This window comes from Streptomyces sp. NPDC047917 (assembly GCF_043204345.1).
Lineage (GTDB): Bacteria > Actinomycetota > Actinomycetes > Streptomycetales > Streptomycetaceae > Streptomyces > Streptomyces sanglieri.
Window position 1 is genome coordinate 143,116 of sequence record NZ_JBIDCA010000010.1, and the last position, 24,318, is coordinate 167,433.

The following is a 24,318-nucleotide window of genomic DNA, read 5'->3' on the forward strand; positions in this document are numbered from 1 at the left end:
CCTGCCCCTCCTACGAGGATTTCGGCCCGTGACGCCTGACTTCTTCGGCCGACGACGGGTGAGGGCCGGGCAGAAGGAATGTGGTCGTGTCGTCAGCTGTCCGCCACCGCCGAATCTCGGACTGGAGCAGCGCATGGACACGTACGACCTGATCCCGGCTCCGTACGGGCCGGCAGGAGGCGCTGACCAGCCAGCACTCAGGCCGGCACTCCGGCCGTCCTGGAGCCCGCGAGACCGTCGTAGGACGGCCCCGGTCGAGAAGTGGCTCAGAGGCGTTGTATCCAGCCGCGTCGGGCTGGGCTAGCGTCGCCCACCCAACACCGATGGGGAGGTTTCGTGCGCGCTCTCGTCTATCTCGGTCCAGGCTCCGCCGAACTGCAGGACCGGCCCGCCGGTCAGCTCGTGAACGATGACGATGTCGTGGTGGAGGTCGTCGGTACGGGGGTCTGCGGAACGGACCGCAAGATCCTGCTCGGGCGGTTCCCGGCCCGGCCGGGCGTGGTGCTCGGGCACGAGGCGGTGGGCGTGGTGCGGGAGACCGGCCCCCAGGTGCGATCGGTCGCGGTGGGGGACCGGGTGGTGGTCAACCCCACGCTGTACTGCGGCTGGTGCGTCCCGTGCCGCCGGGGAGCGACCAACTTCTGCCGCCACAAGGCCGGAACCGAGGTCGGCGTGGACCGCGACGGCACGTACGCGGAAACCGTGACCCTGCCGGAACGTTTCGTCGAACGTGTTCCCGCCGGGCTGCACTTCCGCAGCGCGGTCCTGATCGAACCGCTCGCCTGTGTACTGAGCAACGTAGGGGCCGCTTCCCTCACCTTCGACGACACCGTGGTGGTGCTCGGCGCGGGCCCGATCGGGATGCTGACCGCACTGGTCGCCGCCCGCCGGGCGCGCCGGGTCACCGTCGCCGAGCCGGACGGGTACCGACTTGAGCTGGCCCGCGAAGAGTTCGCCCACGTGGTGGACGTGGCCGGGACGGATCCGGCCGAAGCCGTGGTGAAGGCCTTGGGCGGCGAGCGTCCCTCCGTCGTCTTCGACACCACGGGCACCGGCCTGGACGCGGCGCTGCGGTTGATCGACGACGGCGGCCGGGTGGTGGTGATGGGCTTCGACGACTCCTACACCGTGCCGCTGCGCCCGCTCCAGCTCACCAACCGGGGCATCCGACTGATCGGCGCCGGGGACTACCGGGCCGACATTTTCCCGGTCGCCGTGGACCTGGCCGTCGAACTCGGCGGCCCCGAACGTCCCGGCACCGGCACCGGACCGGTCCTGGAGCGGCTGGTGACACACGAGTTCCCGCTCGAACGCTACGGTGATGCCTTCACCGCCCTCGGCGGGCTCACCCGGGACGGCGGCGGAGACGGTGGCACCGGACGGCCGGCGGGTTACGACGCGCTCAAGGTCGTCATCCGCTCGCACTCCGGCCCGGTCGGCGCCGACGGCTGGCCGGTGGGCGCGTGAGCGCTCAGCGGCTCGGATCGATCGAGTCCGGCGGGACCAAGTTCGTCTGCCTGGTCGGCTCGGCCCCCGACCGGATCGAGGCCGAGACCCGCTTCCCGACCGGCGAACCGGGCCCCACCCTGGCCCGCGCCATCGCCTTCTTCCAGGAGACGGCCGCCGCGACCGGTCCGCTGGACGCGATCGGCATCGCCTCCTTCGGGCCCCTCGAACTGCGCCCGGGTCACGCGAAGTTCGGCCACCTCGCCGCCACCCCCAAACCCGGCTGGACCGGTGTGGACGTGGCCGGCCCGGTCGCCGCCGCGCTCGGTGTGCCGGTGGGCATCGACACCGACGTCAACGGCGCGGCCCTCGGCGAGGGCCGCTGGGGCGCGGCACGCGGCCTGGACACCTACGTCTACCTCACCGTCGGAACAGGTATCGGCGGCGGCGCGGTGATCGGCGGCAAGGTGGTCAGCGGCCTGATCCACACGGAGATGGGCCACCTCGCCGTACCCCGGATCGCGGGTGACGCGTTCCGCGGCTCCTGCCCCTTCCACGAAGACTGCTGGGAGGGTCTTGCGGGCGGCGAGGCGATGAGCATCCGCTGGGGGAGCCCGGCCGAAGAACTGACCGGCGACACACTGCGCGAGGCGCTGCGGCTGGAGGCGGCCTACCTGGCCGCAGGGCTGCGCAACATCGTCTACACGGTCGCACCTCAGCGGATCGTGATCGGCGGCGGCATCACCGAACTCCCCGGGCTGTTCCCGCTGCTTCGCGCCGAACTGACCGCGACACTGGCCGGCTACCCCGGGCTCCCCGAGCACGCGGCCGAGTACTTCGTGGTCCCGGCGAGGCTCGGCCGGCTCGCCGGACCGGCAGGCGGACTGGTCCTGGCGGCCGGAGCCGCCGCCGCGGCACGGCCACGGCCACAGACCGGCACTGAGCCGTCGGAGGGACCGGATGTATGAGGACAGCCCCGGGCCGGGCAGGCTGGCCGGTGTGACGAGCCCCGACCGGGCCGGCCTCCTCGACGCGGCCACCCACACCTGGCTGACCCGGCACGCCCTGCCCGGAGCCCGGTTGCACGAGGTGGACCCGCTGCCCGGCGGGTTCACCAATGACATGGCCCTGCTCACGGCCCAGCACGCCGATGCGCCGGGCCCGGAGCGGTACGTACTGCGCCGCTACCGGCCGAGCGGCAGCCGGGTCCCGCGCAACACCTGTGCGGTGGAGGTCGCCGTCCTCGCCCGGGCGGCGGCCCGCTCCGTCCCGGTGACCGCGGTGGTCGCCTCCGATCCGCACGGCCGTGCCACCGGACGCCCCACCCTGCTCTACCGGTTCGTGGACGGGATCCCGCTCAGCCAGGTGCTCGCGGACGGCCCGGTGAGCGGCGAAGCGCGGAGCCTGGGGCAGGCCGTCGGCGCGGTGCTGGCGCGGATCGGCCGGGTCAGACTGCCCCGCCCGGGTGCCTTCGGCGATGCGTCGCTGGCCCCGGCCCCGGAGGAAGCGGTGCCGCTGGGAGACCTGCCGGGCTTCGTCGACCGTTGTCTGGCCACCGAGGCCGGGGGCGGTCCGCTGAGTGGCACGGACGCGGGCGTGCTGCGGGCACTGGCCCGCCGGGGGCCCCGGGCACTGGCCGCCGTGTCCGGTGAACGAAGCCTGGTGCACTGTGACTTCAACCCGAAGAACGTCCTGGTCGAACGGCGGGCCGGGCAGTGGGCGGTGGCCGCCGTGCTCGACTGGGAACTCGCCTTCAGCGGCTCCCCGCTCTTCGACGTCGGGAACATGCTGCGCTTCGCCCACGAGTACCCGCCCGCCTTCACCACGGGCTTCCTCCAGGGATTCCGGGGCGGGAACGGCCGGCTGCCCGGGCACTGGCGACAACTCAGCCGGACACTGGACCTCTTCGCCCTCGCGGACATCCTGACCGCGCCGCCCGACCCGGCCTACTTCACCCGCGCACGCACCGCCCTGCACAGGACCGCTGCCGACCGGAACGCCCTGCACGGAACCGCTGCCGACCGGCCGGCACATGCCGGCACTGACGGAAGCCGGTAGCAAGCCGGGACCGGTCGCGGCCGGGTCCGTCCGTGACCGGACCAGCGCGCGCCGCAACCGTACGCCCTGCGCATCCCGCCTCCTCCGCCTGTCCCGACTCTCCCACCTTTCCCATGCGACTCGTGCGTCGCTCCATTCCCGAAAGGTAACTGCTGTCCGTGCCGATGGCGAAGGCTTTGGCGATATGAGTCCTATAAATGGCGGAGAGGTGACAAGCGGCCTTCTTCTCAACGCCGGAGACGTCGGTTAGTCTGCCTGGATCGAACCCGGAATACCCTTGATCAAGGGAGAATTCTGCAATGACGAGCGGAAGTCCGAAAGATACCGTGAAGACGCTCACACCGACCGTTCGCTGCAACGGGACGCCGCCCACACCCGCCCTGCGTGAAGGGCCGTACTACAAGCCCGACACTCCCTTGAGGACCGGCTTCCGGGGTGATGTCGATGGGGGTACCCCACTGCTGTTGCACGGTGCCGTGCGCACCCTTGACGGCAGGCCGATCGGCGGTACCCTGCTCGACTTCTGGCAGGTCGGGGACGCCGGAGTCTACGACGGCGACGGCTTCGGACTGCGTGGCCACCAGTTCGCGGACGCCGAGGGGCGGTGGCGGCTGGAGACGGTGCTGCCCGCCGTGTACCCGGGACGGACGCGGCACGTTCATGTGAAGGTGCAGCCGCCCGGCGGGGCTGTATTGACCACGATGCTCTACTTTCCCGGCGAACGCCGAAACCATCTGGACAAGTATTTTCGGCCAGAATGCCTGATGGATGTACGTGAGACATCCGAAGGCTGGGATGCCGCTTTCACCTTCGTTCTGGACGTGTGAATTCTGGTCCCCGAATTCCGGAGGGAACCCTTTATTTCACCGCCCGGATATATCGGTGTCCGTCGTCCGTGATTCCGCGGGACGGAAGTCGACAGGAGACACATGGCCGACCTAATGCGCGCCCAGCACGACACACAGACAGATGCCCGGAGCGGTGCCCGGAGCGACGTCCGCGGTGATGCGCTGAGCTACGCGCAGAACCACCTGTACTACCCGGTCAGCGCATTCGAGATGGACCACGGCGAGGGCATCCACCTGTACGACAGCGAGGGCAACGAGTACCTCGACTGCGCGTCCGGCACCTTCAACCTGAGCCTCGGATACGGCCACCCCGAAGTGGTCAAGGCCATGCGTGACCAGACCGAGCGGCTGGTGCACACCACCTCGACCTTCCAGACCGCACCCGTCAACGAACTGGTCCGGCGTCTGGTCGAGGTCACCCCGCCGAACCTGACCAAGGTGCACCTCAAGGTGTCGGGCGGTTCCACCGCCAATGAGGGCGCGGTCAAGATGGCGCAGTTTGCCACCGGACGCCGCGACGTCATCACCCTGTTCCGCAGTCATCACGGCCAGACCATGATGACGACCACCATGTCGGGCGAGTCCTTCCGCAAGGCACCGTTCCCGCACCTCATGCCCGGCGTGCTCCAGGTGCCGGACCCGTACTGCCTGCGCTGCTTCTACCGCCAGGCCGGCCCCGACAGCTGCGGCATGCTCTGTGTCGAACGCATCCACGACTTCCTGGACCATGCCAGCTCCGGCAGTGTCGCCTGCGTGGTCGTCGAGCCGGTCTCCGGCAGCGGTGGCAACATCGTGCCTCCCGACGGCTACCTCCCCGCGCTGCGCGCCCTGTGCGACGAACGGGGCATCGTCCTCGTCTTCGACGAGATCCAGACCGGTATCGGCCGGGTCGGCCGGATGTTCGCCGCCGAGCACTACGGGGTCCGGCCCGACATCCTGACCACCGCCAAGGGGCTCGGCGGCTCCGGCGCCCAGGTCGCGGCGATCGTCGCCGACGAGCGGATGTCCGGGCTCAGCAGCGACCACCACTCCTTCACCTACGGAGGCAATGTCCTCGCCGCTGCCGCCGCGGCGGTGACCCTCGACGTGATCGGGCGCCCCGGTTTCCTGGAGAACGTACGGGAGGTGGGCGCACACATCATGGACCGGCTCCGCGCGCTGGCCGCCCGGCACCCCGCCGTCGTGGATGTGCGCGGACTCGGCCTGATGATCGGGATGGAGATCGGCGACGACGAGGGCCGCCCGCACAGCGAGCGGGCCCAGGCCCTGGCCCGGCGCGGCATGGAGCACGGCCTGATCCTGCGTACCTCCAGGTACGGCCGAGGCAACGTGATCAAGATCCGGCCACCGCTCATCCTCACCCGCGCCGAGGCCGATCTGCTCTGCGACCGGCTCGATGCCCTCTTCGCGGCGGAGGCCGCCGCATGACCGGACCCGAGCACGACAGCCCTCCGGAGGCCGCAGCCATGCGGAACTACGTGACCGGCCTCGCCGGCGCCGTCCGAGAGGCCGTACTGGCCGCTCAGCACTCGTCCGGCAGCCGCCTGGTGCGGGGCCACTCACCGGGCGGGGACGCGCAGTTCGGTCTCGACGAGGTCGCGGAGGCGGCCGTGTGGAAGTACGTCGTCGACCACGACCTGCCCGTCGCCGTCTACTCCGAGGACCGCGGCCTCCAGTACCACGGTGAGGACCCGGCACACCTGCTGGTCGTCGACCCCATCGACGGGACACGGCCCGCCGTCGCCGGCCTGGAGTCGGCGACCGTCTCGGTCGCCGTCGCCCGCATGGCACCGCGGCCCCGCATCGCCGACGTCGAGTACGCGCTGCTGATGGAACTGCGCACGGGCGCCCACCTCTACGGGGACGTGACGACGCCCGGCATCACCGCGCACGGGTACGACCGTGCCGTCCCGGCGCTGACCCGCACCACCGATCTCGCGCGGATGTTCTGGTCGCTGGAGTTCAACGGTCACCCGGCCCGGCTGATGACCGAGGCCTACGGTCATCTCATCGACCGCTCGGCCAACACCGGCGGTGTGTTCGTCTTCAACAGCGCCACCTGGTCCATCTCCCGGCTGCTCACCGGCCAGCTCGACGCCTACGTGGACATCGGCAACCGGCTGCTGCGCGACGACCCGGCACTGCTGCCCGAGTTCGAACGCGCCGGAAACGGCCGGGTCCTGCACCTGTTCCCGTACGACATCGCGGCGGCCGTCTTCCTCGCCGAGCGGGCCGGGGCGGTCATCACCGACGGCTACGGACAGCCGCTCGGCGAAACCGTTCTGACCGACCTGAGCGTCACCAACCAGCGGTCCTGCGTGGCGGCGTCCACGCCCGAACTCCACCAGGCCCTGCTGTCGGCCGTGCGATGGAGGCAGTGATGACCGTGCCCTCCGTGAACACACCGCCCACCGGGCCGGCCGGCACCACCGGGGACGACACCGAATTCCGTGCGCTGCTCGACCGGCTGTCGGACAAGGCAACCGCGGACTACTACAACCCGTTCACCACTTTCGACTGGCCTCCCGCGATCCCCGCCGACGGGCTCTGGATGTCCCCCGAACTGCTCTCCGTCCACGGCACCGGGCTGACGGACGAACTGAGCCCCGCCCAGCTCCGGGCCCTGGGCCGGTGGGAGAGCGTCAACTTCTACAGCCTCAACGTGCACGGCATCCGCGAACTGCTCATCGAAGTCACCCGGCGCATCCACACGTCCGGCTTCGAGCTGCCCTCCGAGTTCTTCCACCACTTCATAGGTGAGGAGAACGACCACATGTGGTTCTTCGCCACCTTCTGCCTCAAGTACGCCGACAAGATCTATCCCGACAGAACGGTCAAGCTGCCGGAGGCACCCCGTGCCCAGGACGTCGAGAACTTCCTGGTCTTCGCGCGGATCCTGATCTTCGAGCAGATCGTGGACCACTACAACGTCCACCTGGCCGCAGACCAGCGTCTGCACCCGACCGTCCGGCACATCAACCGGCTCCACCACCAGGACGAGTCACGCCACATCGCGTTCGGCTGCCGCCTGGTGCAACTGCTGTGGCAGCGGCTCCTCGACCGGGGCCTGAACGAGGCGGACCGGCTCGACCTGCGCGACTACCTCGGCCGCTACCTCACCACCAGCATGGAGTCCTTCTACAATCCGGCCGTCTACCGGGACGCCGGCCTCACGGACGGCTTCGCGCTGCGCCGACGGCTGCTCGCCCACCCCGCCCGGCAGGCCGCCCACGCCAAGGTCCTCCACAAGACCACCGACTTCCTGCAGCGGATCGGGGTGTTCGATGCCCGCCACTGACCCCACGGTCCCGGGGGACACCGGGACCACCTGGTCGGTCCGGGACGGCCTGGCCACCCTCGACGAACCCGCCGTCCTGCTGATGGCCGCACTCGACGAGGTGTTCACCCGTTGGGGTGCCGAGGCCGGAGCCCGGCAGCAGAGCTACCCACCGCTGCTGCGCGCCGACGACCTGCGCACCCTCGACTACTTCCGGAACTTTCCGCACCTGGGCAGCCCGGTCACCCGGATCCGCACCGACCGGCTGGACGCCCTCGCCGCGGACCGCTCCGGAGCCACCGCACTGCCCGCGGCCGACCTGGCCGACGCCACCCACCTGCTGCCCTCCGCGGCCTGCTACGGCTGTTTCCTGCACCTCACCGGCACCAGCGCGGAGGACCCGGTCCTGATCACCACCGTCGCGCAGTGCTTCCGCACGGAGGACCACCACGAAGGGCTGCGCAGACTCTGGGGGTTCACCATGCGGGAGATCGTGTGCGTCGGCTCCGCGGAGGACGTACGCGCCCATCTCGACCGGTACCGGCGGCGGATCCTCGCCTTCGGCGCGGCCCTCGGTCTCACCCTGGACCGACGGCCCGCCACCGACCCGTTCTTCCAGAAGGACGGGGCCCGCACCGTCATGCAGCTGCTCGCCCCGGTCAAGGACGAGTACCTGCACACCGACGGGACCGCCGTCGCCTCCACCAACAACCACCGCAACTTCTTCGGCGAACGCCGCACCATCCGCCACGCGGGCAGCCCGGCCTTCACCGGCTGCGTCGCCTTCGGCCTGGAACGCTGGGTGCATGCCCTCGGCGACCGCTTCGACGGGGACCTGGCCGCCGCACACCGGGCGGTACGGCAGGCGGGGGAGCGCTCGTGACCCGGCTGGACGCCCTGCTCGGGCTGGAACTGCCACTGCTTCAGGCCGGCATGGGAGCCGTCGCCGGCCCCGCTCTGTGCGCAGCAGTGTCCAGGGCCGGAGCGGGCGGTACCCTCGCCCTGTACAAGGAACCGCCCGCACGGGCCGCCCGGCTGGTCCGGGAGGTGGCGGCGGCCACCGACCGCCCGTTCGGGGTGAACGTGGTCCCCGAGGTCACCGGTCCGGCCCGCTGCCTGGACCAGTTGCGCGCCGTCCTGCCCGAACTGCCGGCGGACGGCTTCGTCACCACCTTCGGGCTCCTCGGCGCCGACGCGGTACGGGCCGTGCAGGCCTCCGGACACCCGCTGGTGGTCCAGACCGGAACCCTCGCGGACGCCGGGACCGCCCTCGGACAGGGCGCGGCCGCTCTGGTCCTCCAAGGCACCGAAGCCGGCGGCCACCTGCTGGGCCGGGACCCCGCGGACCGCCTGCTGGCCACGGTCCGGGCCCGCCATCCCCGGGCGGTACTGGCCGTCGCGGGCGGCATCGCCACCGGAACGGACCTCGCCGACGCCGTGGCCCGAGGCGCGGACGGCGCCATGGCCGGAACCCTCTTCGTACCGGCCGAAGAATCCACCGCGCACCCCGAGTTCAAGCGACGAGTGATCGAAGCGGCAGCCGATGACACCCTCATCACCTCCCTCTTCGACATCGGCTGGCCACACCGCCCGCACCGTGTCCTGCACAACCCCCTCACCACAACGGACCGTGCCCCGGCCACCTTCATAGCCACCACGCGGGTGGACGGCCGGAACCACCCGGTTCCGCGCTACAGCGCGGCGGCGCCGGGCGACGCCACAACCGGCCGCATCGAGGAGATGGCCATGTACTGCGGCCGGTCCTGCACCCGCGTCACCACCGCGCACCCGGCCGCCGCCATCGTCGCCCGGATCCGCCGGGAGTACGAGGCCGGGCGGCAGACCGCGGAAAGCGCCCCGAACGCCACCACCGCAGCACACACGAGCAGGTCCGAAGAGCTGCACCGGATCCAGGAGAGGTGACCATGGACGACGCGATCAAGCCGGTCGTCGACTGGCTGCGCGAACGCAACCCCACCGTCGAAGAGATCCCGGAGGACCTCGATCTGATCGAGAACCGGCTGATCGACTCGCTCGCCTTCATGGAGTTCATCCTGCTGCTGGAAGACGTGATCGGCCGGGAACTGCACCTCGACCAGATCGACGTGAACCAGTTCCGCACCCTTCGCTCCCTCACGGACCACTTCCTGAAGAGGTGAACCGCCCATGACGCAGGCCTCGCCGCTTCCCGGACCCGGCCGGGTCACCTCCCTGCACCTCGCCGCGCACACCGGCGAGCCCACCGTCCGCGTCGCACAGGCCCGAGCGGTGACCGGCCGGGGCCTCGCGGGGGACCGCAACTACTGGGCGGGTCAGGGCCCCCGGCCCCGGCGCCGGGGGACCGGTCGGGCATCCGGAGTCTGCGACGTCACCCTCATCGAGACCGAGACCCTCGATGCCCTGGCCCGCGAGTACGGCATCACCCTCACCCCCGCCGAATGCCGCCGCAACCTGGTCTGCCGCGACATCAGGCTGAACCCGCTGGTGGACCAGGAGTTCCAGGTCGGCACCGTGATCCTGCGCGGCCTCAGACTCAGCGAACCCTGCGCCCGCCTCGAACAGTTGGTTCGCCCCGGCCTGATCCGCGGCCTGCTGCACCGCGGCGGACTACGGGCCGAGGTGATCCGCGGCGGCACGATCAGGGTGGACGACCCGGTCCACCCGCTGCTGCACGAAGCACGGCCACGCCGGCCACCCGTCCCGGCAGACCACTCCTGAAGCCGGCACTGGCACGCCGTCGCGCACCGGGACACCGCCCACGCCCACCGATCCGAGGCCCGGGCGTCCTGCCCCGGCCACCGCCACCGCGCTGCTCGTCACCCCTGCGGACGCCGGCCGTCCCCGTCCCCTCCCGCCGCCGACCATCCCCCTCCCGAAGCCGACCCGGTCGCCACCCACCTCCTCGTCCTCGCACCGCCCCCCCCGATCCGGCGGCGCGTGCGCCGACGGCAGGCGACCGACCGGCCACTTGTCGCACCGGCACGCCCGGTGAAGCGTGAAGAAGCCCGCAGACCGGCGCAGACCTCGCCAGGAGCGGGCCCCCAAGCGTCCATGTCCGTGGGCCTGGACGGTTCGCCCGCGCACTGCGCACCGCGCGGGCGAGCCGACCGACCGGCCCGCGGCCCTGCAGGCAGGAAGACAGCATGGCGATCGAAGGCGCCGCCTCCGGGCGGAACAACAACACGGCACCGGACTTCGGCGCGGACACCCCGTCGGCCAAGGCCGTCGAACGCGCGGAGCGCGCAGGCGAGGAACTCGCCGGGACAGGGGCGGCCGTCTCCGTCCGCCTGCTGGAGTGGGGCTTCGCCCTCGGCCTCGACCAGAGGTCCGTCGACCGCCTGGCGCCTCCCGACGGCAGCGGGCCCGTCAGCGGATTCCCCGGCCTGGTTCAGGAAGTGCTCGCCGGAGTCCTGCCCGCAGCCCTTGCCGAAACCGTCGGCGCACGGCTGCCCGGCCGCGTCGAACAGGTCCGGTCGGCCGCCCGCGGCACTGGATGCGAGCTGCTCTCGCCATGGGCCGCACCCACCCTCCTCGCCCCCATGGCCCGCGACGCGCCGCCGAGCGAAACCGGACTGTGGTTCAGTGTGTTCGACCCGGGCACGGGCTGGGGGGCCGACACGCAGTTCACGCCCTGCTACGCCTCCGAAACCCCGGCCCTGGCCGTCTTCCACGAGGACCTGTACTGCGTCTACCAGGGCCGGGGCGACAACCCCGCCCTCTGGTGGACCGCACACCGCGCGGACGGCAGCTGGTCCGAGGACCGGCCCTTCCCCGACCACCACACCCTGGGCAGCCCGGCTCTGGCCGTGTTCCAGGATCGGCTGTACTGCGCTCACCGCGGCGGCTCGGGTGACTGGAGCATCGCGCTGACCTCGTACGACGGCAACGAGTGGAGCCCGGACCTGCCGGTCCCCTACGCCGGGAGCGTCTACGGTCCGGCACTCGCCGTCTTCCGTGACGCCCTCCACCTCGTCTACGCCGACGCCGCCCAGCGCATCATGGTCACGACCAGCCGGGACGGGCGCGTCTGGAGCACCCCCGAACCGGTCCCCGGCTGCGCCACCACGAGGTCCCCGGCGCTCGCCGGGTACGACGGCGCCCTGCATCTGCTGCACAGCAATCCGAAGGACGGTGCGATCCACTGGAGCCGGCTGCGTGACACCACCTGGACCTCCGAGGGCGCACTGCCCGGACACCGCACCCGGAGCAATATCGGCCTCGCTGTCTTCGACGGCAAGCTGATGTGCGTCCACCGCGACCCCGCCCGCCAGCAGCTGTGGTGGTCCGCCTTCGACGGCACAGGGTGGAGCACGGACACCGAAATCCCCGGCCACAGCAGCAAATACGGGGCAGCGCTGACCGTGTACCGGGGCCGGACCGGCACCAGCGAGCAACTCCTGTCCATCCACCGGGGCCATGCCCAGCGCTTCGTCACCGCGACCGGGGAGGTGCTGATCGACGAGGACCCGGCCGGGCTGCACGAACTCGACGATCCGAGCTCCGTCGCCGACTGAGGCCGGTTCCGTACGGCCCGCAGTCATGCACGTCACACCACAACACCGTGACTGGGAGCAGGGCCGGGGGCGGGACCAGGACGGGCACCAGGGCCGGGAGCGCCGAGCCGGGCGTCCGCCAGGCCTTCGGCCGGATGCCGGCCGATCCCGTCCCGCTCCTGTCCCCGGTAACCTCGGCGACCCTGCCGAGCAGCCGATCGGGTCCGCGTAGGTCCTCCAACTACCGTTCATTCAGGGCTCATTGACTGTGGTCGTCCGCCGCTGCTGTAATCCACTCGCCCCCGAAAATCGACGTTCCGTAATGCAGAACAAAGAGAGGGTGGAATCGGATGAAGCTGGGCAAGGTTTCGGCGGTCGTGGCAATCGCGGCCGCGACACTCGTCGGGAGTGCGGCGTCTCCCGCAATGGCCGCGACCTGGACACGGACGGCCGACTATCAGCGGTGGACAGGGTTCAATGCGCTTGAGCGCGGGCAGGGGGTGGCGACGGACGGGACGCATTTCTACTATGCCGGGCCCGGTGGGATGGTGAAGGCCACCGTCGCCAACGACTCGGAGGTCGCATCATCGGTGGCCCCGATTCCCTGGGGGCTGAGCGGGACGTACGGCAGCGATCACATCGGGGACGTGGAGTACTACGGCGGTTATGTGATCGCACCGATCGAGGACGGCGACCGGGGCTACCAGCATCCGCTGCTGGCGCTGTACAACGCGAGCGACCTGAGCTACACGGGGCGCTATGTGCAACTGCCCCTTGCGCAGATGCCGGGCGGGGTGCCGTGGGTCGCGGTGGACGCTGCCGCGGGGCTGGTCTACACCTCGCCCTGGGACCAGGACGCCGCGAACGGCACGAACAAGCTGGTCGCCTACAGCCTGAACGACCTCCTGAGCCTCCCGGCCGGTTCGACGCTTCCTGTGGTGAGGACCGTGACGCTGTCGCAGCCCCTGAGCAGGATCCAGGGCGCCGCGATGTGGCAGGGGAGGCTCTACGCCTCGGTGGACGACTCGGCGAAGTCGGTCTACTCGATCGACGTCAGCACCGGTCAGGTTGCCTACGAGTTCCATCAGGACGTCGAGTCCGGAGACGAGGTTCAGGGGATCGCCGCCTGGGACTACGGTCCGTCGGGCGGCCAGCTGCACATCGTCAATGTGGGATCCGGCTGGAAGTCGATCTTCCTCTACCTCCAGCACTACACCGTGACCGGCTGAACCGGCACACCATCAGGCATGCGTCGAGCAGCAGCATTGAGCAGAACGGTGCACTGCATCCGACATCCGAGGACGACCCGGCCAGCCGGCTACCCACCCACCCAGGACTTGGCCGGGCGATCTCGGCCGTAGGCCGAGTACGGCACGATCAAGCCGAACAGGGCATGGGCAGGGGGTAGCGGGTTGGGCCGTCAGGAGAGATGCCGCAAGGTGTTCGGACCGCTGTTGCGAGCCGGGCTCGAAGTGATACCCGACGCGGTTCCGGGCTCGGCGATACCACATGTCCTGGGGTACGAACGAGAGCGGGTTTTCGGGTTCTGTCTGGTCGAGTACGAGGACCCGGCGTTCGTGCGGCGGCTCAACAGGGCATGGTACGAGCTCGCCATGTCCTCCGGCCTGATCGACGAGAATCGCGAGTTCCTCCTCATGCTGCCCAGGGGAACGCGGACCGCCGCGGAAGATCGCCGGCGGCGCACGATGCGCGTCTGGCACCGGGTCCGCCTGCTGGAACGGTGGGACATCATGGGGGCCGGCGCGGCGACGTTCCTCGGCGTCCGCGCCGGCCATCCCGGCTTCGCCATCCCGGCTTCGCCATCCCGGCTTCGCCATCCCGGCTTCGCCATGCTGGCTCTGGACAACAGCGTCTGGCTTCTGGCCGACACGTACGAAAACGGGTGCGGCCGTGTACGCGGTGCGTGATCCCGCCGGCTCTCCAGGGGTCCTGCGCGAGCTGAAGCGGGAGTCGGAGCGGCTCGCAAGGAAGGGCGAGGACCGGGAATTCCGACGTGAAGTCGGCGCTTGGCCTGAGAGCGGGCAACAGCGCTGGGCGGCGCGTTTGGGCATGGCTGGGCGAAGAGGCCGGAAGTCGCGGGCCGAGTGAGCTCGGGGCAACCGAAGCCGAGGTCCTGCACAAGGACGAACGCCCGGCGCCGGGTGGGCGAGAGAGGCAGGCCGGGAGCGGTCTCGACCTGTGCCCCCGATCATCGGGTCCGAAGTCGGGTGACCACGGCTGCCGCCGTCACACATTCCGATCGTTCCCGCTGAACAACCTGTCCAGATGCAGGTCGATCGCGGTGAGCGCGTCCTGCGGATCGATCACGTTCAGTTCGATGAGGGGTGTGAAGCCGGTCAGGGCGAGGAGCAGGTTGGTCTCGGCCGCCGGGTCGCGGTCGGAGCCGATGTACCCGTCCGCGACCGAACGGCGGACCAACTGCTCGACGAGGGCCCGTCCTTGGACGAGAGCACGGCGCGCCTGCTCGTGGACGGCCTCGTCGTGCAGTGCCTCCAGTACGTAGGCGGCACTCATCCGGCTGGTCGCGCGGGCGTCGGCATGCAGGGGGAGCATCTCCGCGAGCGTCAGTCGCAGCACGTCACGAGGATGCGGACGGTCGCCGAGCCTTTCGAGTCCCTGCTCGACGCGCAGCGACGTCTGCTCGGACGCGAAGTCCATGGCGAAGGAGAGCATGGCGGCCCGGGAAGCGAAATAGTGCTGCAGCTGCCCGAGGGAGATGCCCGCCTCCTGTGCCACCACGCGCATCGTCAGATGCGCGACGCCGCGCTGCTCCACCACCCGCCACAGTGCGCGGGCGATCGCCTCGCGGCGTCCGCGGTGATCCACCTGTTTCGGCATCGCCGGCCTCTCCCTCGTGTACCGAAGCCTTTCCAATACGGTTGACATAATACACTTGACCTATAACCCTGGGGTCATGACTGGACAACTGCCTGAACAGCCGAGGGTGCGTACCACGGAAGGTGTCGTGCAGGGGCTTCGGCGGCAGGGACACGCGGTGTTCCGCGGCATCCCCTACGCCCGGCCCCCGGTCGGAGCGCTCCGCTTCGCCGCACCGGTCCCGCCGCAGCGCTGGGAGGGGACGAGGCACGCGGCGGAGTTCGGCCCCGTGGTGCCGCTGTCGCTGCCGGTCGACACGGGTCCGCATCAGGGCACGGACTGGCTGACGCTCGACGTCGGAACTCCGGATCCGGGTGCGGCAGGGCTGCCGGTGCTGGTGTGGATCCCCGTGGGCGGCTACATCTCGGCGGTGTCGAGCGACCCGATGTACGACCCGGCAGCGCTGGCCGAGGCGGGACTCGTTGTGGTGACCGTCAACTGCCGTGTGGGCGTGGAGGGGTTCGCGTTCTTCGACGACGCACCGCCCAACCGCGGATTCCTCGACCAGATCGCGGCGCTGGAGTGGGTGCGGCGGAACATCGCCGCCTTCGGGGGTGACCCCGGCCGGGTCACCGTGGCCGGGCAGTCCGCCGGGGCAGGTTCGGTCGCCTCCCTCCTCGCGATGGAGTCGGCGCGCGGCCTGTTCCGGCGGGCGATCGCCCACTCGGTGCCTGGGCTGTACAACACCCCCGCGCTGGCCCGGCAGGTCACCGCCGCGTTCGCGGACCGGATCGGTGCCGCGGCCCCCACCGCCGCGGCCCTGCGCGACTTCGATCCGTGGCACCTGGCCGCAGAGCTCACCTCTTTCAACGCCGGCCTCCACGCACACCGGGAGAGCTGGGGACGGCTCACGGAGACCGGCACCGCCCTGTGCCCCGTCGTCGACGGTGAGGTTCTCCCCGAAACGCCCTGGCCCGCACTGACCGGCGGGCGCGCGAACGGCACCGAACTGCTCGTCGGCCACACCCGGGACGAATTCCGGCTGTTCAGCGTCATGAGCGGACGGCGGGGCACCTTCACCGAACAGGACGCCCGCGCAGCCCTGGGACGGCTGGCCCCGCAGCCGGACGGCGCGGAGGCGTACCGTGCCGCGTTTCCGCAGGCCGGCCCCGAGGAGCTGGTGGAGGCGGTGTACTCCGACGCCCTCTTCCGCATGCCGTCACAGAAGCTGGCCGAGGCGAACGCCGCAGCCGGCGGCACCTCGTACCTGTTCGAACTGCGCTGGGCCGCGCCCGTACTCGATGGTGCCCTGGGCGCCTGCCACAGCCTCGATGTCCCGCTGGCGTTCGGCACGCTGGACAGCCCCGTCGGCACGCAGCTCATCGGAGACGATCCCACCCCCGAGGCTGTTGCGCTCTCCCACGAAATCAAGGAGGCCTGGATCCGCTTCGTCACTACTGGCGACGCGGGCTGGGCCGCCCACAGACCCGACCAGCAGCTCACCCGCGTCCTGGATGCCGAGTCGGAGACTCTGCCCTACCCCGAGCAGGCCTCCCGCCGGATCTGGGAAGGCCGCTGCCCCGCCGCCTTCGATCTCCCGTAGCCGGGTGCGGACGTCCGGTGCGGGGCCAGTCCGGAGTCCGGTACGGGCTCCGTATCCTCGACACCATCCATTGGCGTTCTGATTCCGGCCCTCACGCCTGCACAACCACCGTGCCCTTGCGGTTGGTTGTCGGTCGTGGGGGAGCATCGGGACCGAAGGCATCGAAAGCCGCCGACGAGAGGCTTGAGTACCGGATTCATCCGAGCCGGAAGAGCTCTCGGCACGGCGGGCGTCCGCCCAACACCGCACCCGAGTTCCGCGAACCCTTCACCACGCTGAGGGCCACTCTGGCCCAAATGGATCGCGGATCGCGGATCGGGCCGCGCGTTGCATACGGCGCGAGGGAGTGACACACGCCGGTGGAGTGGGCATGCCTGATCGCTTCGGAGGTGCACGGCAGCCGCCCGGCAGCGCTCGTCGACATGGCCGCGGCGGCAGACGTCCATTGTGCTCAGTCGCCCACCGGGTTCCTCCGCGGGACGACGGAGGCGGGGAACTGCTGCCGCCGGCGGCCGTCCGGAACTCGTGCCCGCCGGGCATGAGGTAGCTTGCTCGCCATGACTGAACTGGGATCTGCCGTCTGGCCACCAGCCCCGATCAAGACCGAGCGGCTGGTGCTCCGCGAGGCCGAGGCCCGGGACCGTGCGGCGGCCATCGAACTGCTGGCCTCACCAGAGGTGGGTACCTACCTCGGTGGCCCCCAGCCGCGTGACGAACTAGAGCGTGCAATGCCCGGGGCACCCAGTCGGCGCCCGGGCCGCTTCATGGTCGATCTCGACGGAGCGATGATCGGCCAGATCACGCTCTACAGGGAAACCGGACACCTTCGTCAGGCTGCCGGGAGGACCGAACTCGGCTACCTGTTCCTGCCTGAGGTGTGGGGACGCGGGTACGCCGCCGAGGCGTGCGGCGCGGCACTCGACTGGTTCGCCGACGCGTCCCCCGGCGAGCCGGTGGTGCTCGCCACCCAGACCGCCAACGTCCGTTCGATGCGCCTCGCGGCGAAACTGGGATTCACCGAGGTGGAGCGGTACGAGGCCTACGGCGCCGAGCAGTGGTTCGGCATCCGGTCCCCGGCCGTGCCGTCCGAGTGAGCTCGTGCGGCCGGGGTCGCGAGGTCTGCCATCGTCCACGTCGTTCCGACGGGCAGAGAGGCGTCGGCGCATCACACCGAGCTGCGGCAAATGGAGAATGGGCATGAGGGACAGAAGTGGAGCGGAAGTGCGCCGGGAGCATGAGTGGGCCGAGCGGCTGACGGAAGGAGTGACCGTCGCCGTGGTGTTGGGCCTTGCGTTCTTCCTGTTGGCCGGCCCGGCGATGTTCCTCGGTACGACGGCCCGGCAGCTGATCACCGACACCGGCACCACCGCGTTCAGCCGGTTCGTGGTGCCGGTGATCTCCCTCGTCCTCGTGGCGTCGCCGTTCGGCCTGGCCTGCGCGGTGTTCCGCTCGGGCCAACGCAAGGGAAAGAGGCGGCTGACGGCGGCGGTTCCGGCGGTGCTGGCACTGCTCGGCGGGTCCGTCGTGCCTTTCGCGGCTCTATGTCTCGTCTTCGTGTACGGGGCCTGACCCGCTCAACGACCGAACTGCGATGGCCGTCCACCAACACCGGCGAGGCATCCTCACCAAGGGCAACCGGGAGGGCCGGCGGACGACCGAGTCCGCAGTGGCGATCAGTGCGGCCGAGCCCCGACGCGTCTGGGCGGCAGCCCGCGAGTGCAGCGCCGGCACGGACGAGCGACGGCCGTCCCAACGCTCTGGTGGCTTTTGCGAAGGAGCCGGTACAGGCGAGGCAAGAACTGAGTGCTCCACTTGACGAAAGCCGCCAAGGGCAGTGCTCAGCCACACCGGCTGAGGAGGTGGCTCAACCGGCCCGGTTCGTAGTCGCCGAACGAGGACCTGACGCGGGCCACGGGCGGGCTGATCCAGCGGCGTACGGCCGCCATGTGTCCGAGGCCCGCGACATCGGCCATTGCGGATCCGGTACGAGGGATGTCCGGAACGCCTTCGAGCAGGTCGTCCCGTCAGCGGCTTCTCCTCCGGTCTCACCGCCCTGAGTTCGCGGGCGGGACACGGCTGCGGGGGCATCCGCTGACACCCGCCGTCGTTCCAGTTCGGTGACGGGGCGGGAACCACTCGGTGAGGGGCCTGCGTTGTATCGACATGAGATCCCGAATCGCCGTGATCGGCGGCGGCCCCGCCGGCCTTGCCTTCGCCCGGGTCCTGCACCGTCATGGTCACCCTGTCACCGTCCTCGAACGCGACACCGCTCGCGACGCCCGTCCCGCGGGCGGCACGCTGGACCTGCACGAGGGGATGGGGCAACTGGCCGTGGAGAAGGCGGGGTTGCTGGCGGAATTCCAGGCACTTTCCCGTCCTGAGGGGCAGGCCATGCGCATCCTGGACCCGGACGGAACCGTCCTCCGGGACTGGCAGCCCCGTCCGGGGGAGCGGGCCAATCCCGAGATCGACCGCGGGCAGCTCCGTGACCTGTTGCTCGGGCCCCTGGACGTTCAGTGGGGGCGGGGCGTGACGGAGGTGGTGCCGGGGAGCCGGGACGGCGTGCTGGTCCATTTCGCGGACGGCCGACACGAGACCTTCGATCTCGTGATCGGCGCGGACGGTGCCTGGTCCCGGGTCCGCCCGGCGGTCTCGGCCGCGACGCCCCAGTACACGGGCGTCACCCTGGTCGAGACCGCACTGGACGACATCGACACCCGCCACCCCGATCTCGCCCGGCTGGTCGGCGACGGTTCCGTGGCCGTGTACGGGGTGAACCGCGCGCTTGTCGCCCAGCGCAGCAGTGGCGGCCATGTCAAGGTGTACGCCCAGTTCCGCGTGCCGCTGGACTGGGACCCGAATCCGGACCGGCGTGTGGGCCCCGATCGGCGCGAGGGCCCGGGCCGGGCCGACGCCGAGGCCGTGCGATCAGGCCTGCTGGCCCTGTTCGACGGCTGGGCCGCTCCCGTCCTCGACCTGCTCCGCCACGGTACGGCTTTCGTTCACCGCCCCCTCTACGCCCTTCCCGAGTCCCACACCTGGGCCCATGTCCCCGGGGTGACGCTGCTGGGCGACGCCGCCCACCTGATGCCCCCGTTGGGTGCGGGCGCGAACCTCGCGATGCTGGAAGGTGCCGAACTCGCCGAGTCCGTCGCCGCCGCCCCCGGCCCAGGAGATCTGGACGAGGCCGTCCGTGCCTTCGAGGAACAGATGTGGGCACGGGCCGGCAAGTGGGCGAGCATCACGATGGCTGGTCTGGAACGACTGGTGAGCGCGAACCCCTCCGAAGCACTCGCCCTCTTCGACGAGGTCCAGCCTTCCTGACTCCCGAGCGCGAGTGCACGGTCCGGTTCGCCGGATTCTTGAGTCCGTTCCGTCCTTCCGGCTCGACTTGACGCCTCGTGACGCCTCGTGGGGCCTTGTGGGGCCTCGTGGGGCCCAACACCGTCCGACCGCACCCCGAGCGCCGAACGAGGACACCGAGGGTCGTGACCGCGCAACCGGCCGGGGCATGCTCACCGACGTCCGGTCGAGCATGGCCGGATCCGTCACCGGCCTGTTTCCCCGGCCCGCCCGGTGCGGGAGGCTGTGGCGGCCACAGCCGGCGGTCCGGCCTGCAGAACGGAGCATGCGATGGCCGAGGTACGAGAAGACGACGCGGGGAAACCCGCCCAGCGGACGATGACTCCGTTCGACGACATCTACGACCGGGCCGATCCACGCGCCTTCTTCCGAGAACTCGGCGCGTTCGGCTACAGCACGCCGCATCACGCCCAGCGCGTCTTCCGCCGCCTGGCAGCACTCAGGCTGCGGACTCCGGGGGACGCGGTGCTGGATCTGTGCTGTTCGTACGGCATCAACGCCGCCCTGCTCAACCACGACCTGACCCTGGACAACCTGTACGCCCACTACACCTCACCGCGGGTGGCGGCCATGACCACCGAGGAACTGACCGAGCACGACAGGTCCTTGTTCCGCGCCCGCCGCAGACGGGACGCCGTCCCGGTGATCGGTCTCGACATCGCGCCGAACGCCATCGCCTACGCACGAGCGGTCGGCCTGCTCGACGACGGATTCGCCGAGAATCTGGAGACCACCCCACCGACCCCGGACCTGCTGGACGCAGCCCGAAGCATCCGACTCATCACCATCACGGGTGGTGCCAGCTTCCTGTCCCGGGCCACGTTCCGGCCCCTCCTGGAAACCGCCCGCACACCGCCGTGGGTCGCTGCCTTTGTCCTGCGTACCGGCTCCTACGAGCCGATCACCGAGTACCTGGCCGGTAACGGCCTGACCACCGAGACGTACACCGGGCACACCTTCGTCCAACGCCGCTTCACCGGCGCTGCCGAGCAGCAGTACGCCATCGACGCGGTGACCGCCCAGGGGCAGGACCCGGAGGGCAGGGAAGCGGCGGGCCATTTCCACACCGCGCTGCATCTCACGCGCCCCGCGGCCGATGCCGGCACGCCCTCGCTCGACGAACTCGTCGCCCGGTGAATGCGTGCGCAGGACTGCTGGGGCGCCCTCAGGTCGAGCGCCCACTTGGTGTCTTGCGCCCGTCCTGCCGCCCGATACCCCTCCGCGGCAGCGCGGCAGGTACAGGGCCGCTCGCTCCGTCGACCGGACAGCCCGGTGGAACGGCGCCTGCCGGACCGGGAGGTGACTTCGATCGGTCAGTCTGTTGTCGGGCTCTGCGGGGCATGCACCCGCGTGAACCCGTGGCTCCGCTCCACTTTCGCCACATGCAGTGTGTAGCTCTGATACCACTCGGCCTGCCCGCGCTCTTGCGCCGCGCGGTGCTCGGCGTTGTTCCGCCACTCCGTGAGGGCGTCGGCGTCGCGGAAGTACCCGACGGTGATGCCCAGCCCGCCAGGAGTCTGCGCGTGGTCCATCCCCAGGAACCCGGGCACGTCCTTCACCAGGTCTTCCATGCGTGCGTTCGTCTCGCTGTAGCCGCTCTGCTCCAGCGATCGCACCGTAGTGAAGACAGCCGCGTAGTAGGGGGGTCGTAGGCTTCGACGGGTGCGGCAGGCGCTTCCGGGTATGCGTTCATGGCGGCACCGTAAGGCGCGATGCGCCCAGGGATCCAGCATCACGCACAGCAGATCGCACCATCAGCCAACTCGCGTCGATGACGTCGGCATCACCGGCGCGACCCTTGCGATCACCCCGGGGACTCCACCCCGCATCCTCCCGACACCGCTGGCCGCGCGGTCCGCGAGCCCGCCGCGACCCGGACCGGCGGAGTCAAGAAGGGCACCCCCGACAATGCCCCCGGCTCTTCCCCGGCCGACAGCCGGGCCGCCCGCTCAGTGGCCGCCGGATCGGTCTGTGGCTGCACAAGTTCGGCATCCGGCCCGGCCCCCCTGCGGAAGATCTGCCACGAGGTTGCCGGAGGCCCCTGCGGCGCCGACGCCCTTTCGTGGGGGAGACGCCGATGCGGGCAGAGATTCGCTGATCGACGAGGGCGTTCAAGCGTAGGCGTCCTCGACGGCGACTCGTCGCACGGTACGCAGCGTCGACCGGAGGCTGTCCAGATCGGTCGAGCCCAGGGCGAGGCGGATCGCCTGCGGTGTGTGGACCGAGGTGGTGAACGGCTCGGCCGTGGACACCGAGATGTGCTGACGGGCGAGGGCGGTGGTCAGCCGATCGGCACGCGCGTCGTCGGGCAGCGGCAGCCAGGTGAAGTAGGACGAGGGGTGGCTGACGAGTGGGAGCCCTGCCAGTTCCTGTCCGGCGAGTGCTTGGCGTGCCTTGGCGTCCTCTCGCTTCTGTGCCTCCAAGTGGTCCACCGTGCCGTCGTCTAGCCAGCGGCAGGCGATCGCGGTGGTGAGGGCCGGAGTGTTCCAGGTGGTCGCCCGAGTAGCGCGTTCGAGCGACGGCACCACGGACGGCGGGGCGACGACGAAGCCGACCCGCAGGCCGGTGGCGACGCTCTTGGACAGTCCCGAAACATAGACCGTGATGTCCGGCGCGGTCGCGGCCAGAGGTGGTGGTGGATTCTCGACCAGGTAGGCGTAGGAGGCGTCTTCGATGATGAGCGAGCCGTACTGTCGAGCAATCCTGATCAGGCGGGTCCGATCGCTGGCCGGCATGACCCAGCCCAGAGGGTTGTGCAAGGTGGGCATGGTGTAGATCGCGCGCACAGGGCGGCTCGCGCACAGCATTTCGAGGGCATCGAGATCCGGTCCCTCGGCGGTTGCGGGGATGGGCTCCAGGCCGAGACGGTGGGCGTGTGCGAGCACCTTGAAACCCGGGTAGGTGAGTGCGTCGACCGCGACGACCTCACCGGCGTTGAGCGCGGCCATGACAGTGATGGCCAGGCCGTGCTGCGCACCGTTGGTGATGAGGGTCCGGTCCGCGTCGGTGGTGATTCCCCGGCGCTCCAGGTGCCGTGCGATCGAGGCTCTGTCCTGGGGGCGCCCTCGATGGGGTTGGTAGCGCAGCAGCGAGTCGAGATCGCCGGAGGTGGCTATCTCTCTCAGCGCCTGTCGGAGGAGATCGGCCTGTCCGGGCAGCGACGGATAGTTGAAGTTGAGGTCGACCGCGTCCGTGGCGACGACCTGTTGGTCGATGCCGTGGCCGGCGGGAACCGCGATGTCACGCACGAACGTGCCGCGGCCCTGCTCCCGGCTCACCAGGCCCATCGCTTCCAGCTCGGCGTACACCCGGGTCGCGGTCACCACGGCGATGCCCTCACGGGCGGCTAGCCCGCGGTGTGTCGGCAGCCGCGTACCCGCGGCGAGCCGCCCGGTCCGGATATCGGCGGCGAACACGTCGACCAGTGTTTTGTACCGCGAGGCTGTCATGCACCGGATTGTATGCATGACAATTCTTTGACTGTCCTGTTCGCGGCTCCATACCGTCTGGACCTATTGACCCACCCACTCGGAAGGGCAGCCGCCGTGCACATCGCCATCCTCACCTTCGAGGGCTACAACGAGCTCGACTCCTTGATCGCGCTCGGTGTGCTCAACCGCGTCAGGACAGACGACTGGCGGGTCACCCTCGCCACCCCCAGTCCCAAGGTGACCTCGATGAACGGGGTGGTCATCGAGCAGATGTCCACTCTTGAGGAGGCATGCGCCGCCGACGCCGTGATCGTCGGCAGCGGCATCGCCACCCGCGAGGTCGTCGAAGACCCGGCGATCATGAACGTCCTGCGCAACCTGGACCCCTCGCGCCAGCTCATCGCGGCGCAGTGCTCCGGCGCGCTCGTGCTGGCCAGGCTCGGCCTGCTCAACGACATCCCCGCCTGCACCGACCTGATCACCAGGCCCTGGGTCGCCGCCGCCGGCGTCGAGGTACTCAACCAGCCCTTCTACGCCGAGGGCAACATCGCCACCGCCGGTGGCTGCCTGGCCTCGCACTACCTCGCCGCCTGGACCATCGCCCGCCTTGAGGGCAAGGAGGCCGCCGACGGCGCACTGCACTATGTCGCCCCGGTCGGCGAGAAGGAGGAATACGTCGAGCGCGCCTGGCGCAACATCACCCCCTACCTGCCCGCTCCCGCACCGGTGCTCGCCTGAACACCAGTCGCAAGCCACGCCCCGAAAGCCTCCCGATGCCCGGCGAAGGGGGAGATGGTCAAGGAGCTCCGCTACTGCGCCGACCCATCGGTTCGCGCCAGGGCGGGCGGCTGCGACGGCGCCGGCTGTCGAAGCACCCAGGTCGGCGACCAGCGGGTTTCCCCTCCAGGGGAACGCTGCACGCGAGGGCTGCGGCAACCCGTCGCGCCAGGAGCTGTCCGCC

General features: G+C 70.4%; 23 protein-coding genes. 20 read left to right on the forward strand and 3 right to left on the reverse strand.

The window, feature by feature from the left end; translation table 11 throughout:
* The first annotated feature begins 336 nt into the window (after positions 1-336).
* From ACGF8B_RS24635 to ACGF8B_RS24700, 14 genes are all read left to right on the forward strand, one after another.
* Entirely contained in the window at positions 337-1,467 is a 1,131-nt protein-coding gene (locus tag ACGF8B_RS24635) for a zinc-binding dehydrogenase (RefSeq protein WP_392742343.1), read from the forward strand.
* Positions 1,464-2,414, forward strand: coding sequence for an ROK family protein (locus tag ACGF8B_RS24640; protein ID WP_392742345.1), 951 nt, complete (start codon positions 1,464-1,466; stop codon positions 2,412-2,414). Before ACGF8B_RS24635 ends, ACGF8B_RS24640 begins: the two co-directional genes overlap by 4 nt.
* The gene (locus ACGF8B_RS24645) at positions 2,407-3,504 is read left to right on the forward strand and encodes a phosphotransferase (RefSeq protein ID WP_392742347.1); all 1,098 of its coding nucleotides are present in this window, start codon (positions 2,407-2,409) and stop codon (positions 3,502-3,504) included. The genes ACGF8B_RS24640 and ACGF8B_RS24645 overlap by 8 nt, the downstream gene beginning before the upstream one ends.
* 299 nt (positions 3,505-3,803) lie before the next feature.
* Positions 3,804-4,331, forward strand: coding sequence for a dioxygenase (locus ACGF8B_RS24650; protein ID WP_392742350.1), 528 nt, complete (start codon positions 3,804-3,806; stop codon positions 4,329-4,331).
* 102 nt (positions 4,332-4,433) lie between these two features.
* Positions 4,434-5,780, forward strand: coding sequence for an aspartate aminotransferase family protein (locus tag ACGF8B_RS24655; protein WP_392742353.1), 1,347 nt, complete (start codon positions 4,434-4,436; stop codon positions 5,778-5,780).
* Complete coding sequence (locus ACGF8B_RS24660) at positions 5,777-6,733, forward strand: inositol monophosphatase family protein (protein ID WP_392742356.1); 957 nt, start codon at positions 5,777-5,779, stop codon at positions 6,731-6,733. Before ACGF8B_RS24655 ends, ACGF8B_RS24660 begins: the two co-directional genes overlap by 4 nt.
* Positions 6,733-7,650, forward strand: coding sequence for a diiron oxygenase (locus ACGF8B_RS24665; RefSeq protein ID WP_392742359.1), 918 nt, complete (start codon positions 6,733-6,735; stop codon positions 7,648-7,650). Before ACGF8B_RS24660 ends, ACGF8B_RS24665 begins: the two co-directional genes overlap by 1 nt.
* The gene (locus ACGF8B_RS24670) at positions 7,637-8,512 is read left to right on the forward strand and encodes a hypothetical protein (protein ID WP_392742362.1); all 876 of its coding nucleotides are present in this window, start codon (positions 7,637-7,639) and stop codon (positions 8,510-8,512) included. The genes ACGF8B_RS24665 and ACGF8B_RS24670 overlap by 14 nt, the downstream gene beginning before the upstream one ends.
* The gene (locus tag ACGF8B_RS24675; protein ID WP_392742365.1) at positions 8,509-9,552 is read left to right on the forward strand and encodes an NAD(P)H-dependent flavin oxidoreductase; all 1,044 of its coding nucleotides are present in this window, start codon (positions 8,509-8,511) and stop codon (positions 9,550-9,552) included. The genes ACGF8B_RS24670 and ACGF8B_RS24675 overlap by 4 nt, the downstream gene beginning before the upstream one ends.
* A gap of 2 nt (positions 9,553-9,554) precedes the next feature.
* Positions 9,555-9,788 carry an acyl carrier protein gene (locus ACGF8B_RS24680; RefSeq protein WP_392742367.1) on the forward strand — a complete coding sequence of 78 codons (234 nt, stop codon included), beginning with the start codon at positions 9,555-9,557 and terminating at the stop codon, positions 9,786-9,788.
* Between the two features lie 7 nt (positions 9,789-9,795).
* Complete coding sequence (locus tag ACGF8B_RS24685; protein WP_392742370.1) at positions 9,796-10,347, forward strand: MOSC domain-containing protein; 552 nt, start codon at positions 9,796-9,798, stop codon at positions 10,345-10,347.
* A gap of 425 nt (positions 10,348-10,772) precedes the next feature.
* On the forward strand, positions 10,773-12,143 hold the full coding sequence (locus ACGF8B_RS24690) for a hypothetical protein (RefSeq protein WP_392742373.1): 1,371 nt from the start codon (positions 10,773-10,775) through the stop codon (positions 12,141-12,143).
* Between the two features lie 524 nt (positions 12,144-12,667).
* Entirely contained in the window at positions 12,668-13,351 is a 684-nt protein-coding gene (locus ACGF8B_RS24695) for a DUF6923 family protein (protein ID WP_392742375.1), read from the forward strand.
* 210 nt (positions 13,352-13,561) lie between these two features.
* The gene (locus ACGF8B_RS24700) at positions 13,562-14,050 is read left to right on the forward strand and encodes a hypothetical protein (protein WP_392742378.1); all 489 of its coding nucleotides are present in this window, start codon (positions 13,562-13,564) and stop codon (positions 14,048-14,050) included.
* Positions 14,051-14,369: 319 nt separating this feature from the next.
* Here the strand turns inward: ACGF8B_RS24700 and ACGF8B_RS24705 are convergent, their stop codons facing one another.
* The gene (locus ACGF8B_RS24705) at positions 14,370-14,981 is read right to left on the reverse strand and encodes a TetR/AcrR family transcriptional regulator (RefSeq protein ID WP_392742381.1); all 612 of its coding nucleotides are present in this window, start codon (positions 14,979-14,981) and stop codon (positions 14,370-14,372) included.
* Positions 14,982-15,057: 76 nt separating this feature from the next.
* On the opposite strand from ACGF8B_RS24705, the gene ACGF8B_RS24710 reads away from it, so the two are divergent.
* The 5 genes from ACGF8B_RS24710 to ACGF8B_RS24730 all read left to right on the forward strand — a co-directional run bounded on the left by ACGF8B_RS24710 (position 15,058) and on the right by ACGF8B_RS24730 (position 21,063).
* Positions 15,058-16,563 carry a carboxylesterase/lipase family protein gene (locus ACGF8B_RS24710; RefSeq protein ID WP_392742384.1) on the forward strand — a complete coding sequence of 502 codons (1,506 nt, stop codon included), beginning with the start codon at positions 15,058-15,060 and terminating at the stop codon, positions 16,561-16,563.
* A 557-nt stretch (positions 16,564-17,120) separates the two neighbouring features.
* On the forward strand, positions 17,121-17,657 hold the full coding sequence (locus ACGF8B_RS24715; protein ID WP_392742387.1) for a GNAT family N-acetyltransferase: 537 nt from the start codon (positions 17,121-17,123) through the stop codon (positions 17,655-17,657).
* Between the two features lie 103 nt (positions 17,658-17,760).
* Positions 17,761-18,132, forward strand: a complete 372-nt coding sequence (locus ACGF8B_RS24720) for a hypothetical protein (protein ID WP_392742390.1) — start codon at positions 17,761-17,763, stop codon at positions 18,130-18,132.
* Between the two features lie 594 nt (positions 18,133-18,726).
* Complete coding sequence (locus ACGF8B_RS24725; protein WP_392742393.1) at positions 18,727-19,887, forward strand: FAD-dependent oxidoreductase; 1,161 nt, start codon at positions 18,727-18,729, stop codon at positions 19,885-19,887.
* 309 nt (positions 19,888-20,196) lie between these two features.
* Entirely contained in the window at positions 20,197-21,063 is an 867-nt protein-coding gene (locus ACGF8B_RS24730) for a hypothetical protein (protein WP_392742394.1), read from the forward strand.
* A 176-nt stretch (positions 21,064-21,239) separates the two neighbouring features.
* Here ACGF8B_RS24730 and ACGF8B_RS24735 read toward each other — a convergent pair whose 3' ends face one another.
* The gene (locus ACGF8B_RS24735) at positions 21,240-21,542 is read right to left on the reverse strand and encodes an antibiotic biosynthesis monooxygenase family protein (RefSeq protein ID WP_392742395.1); all 303 of its coding nucleotides are present in this window, start codon (positions 21,540-21,542) and stop codon (positions 21,240-21,242) included.
* A gap of 495 nt (positions 21,543-22,037) precedes the next feature.
* On the reverse strand, positions 22,038-23,375 hold the full coding sequence (locus ACGF8B_RS24740) for a PLP-dependent aminotransferase family protein (protein WP_392742398.1): 1,338 nt from the start codon (positions 23,373-23,375) through the stop codon (positions 22,038-22,040).
* 96 nt (positions 23,376-23,471) lie between these two features.
* On the opposite strand from ACGF8B_RS24740, the gene ACGF8B_RS24745 reads away from it, so the two are divergent.
* Positions 23,472-24,095: a DJ-1/PfpI family protein gene (locus tag ACGF8B_RS24745; RefSeq protein WP_392742401.1), complete on the forward strand. Its 624-nt coding sequence runs from the start codon at positions 23,472-23,474 to the stop codon at positions 24,093-24,095.
* The last annotated feature ends 223 nt before the right edge of the window (positions 24,096-24,318 follow it).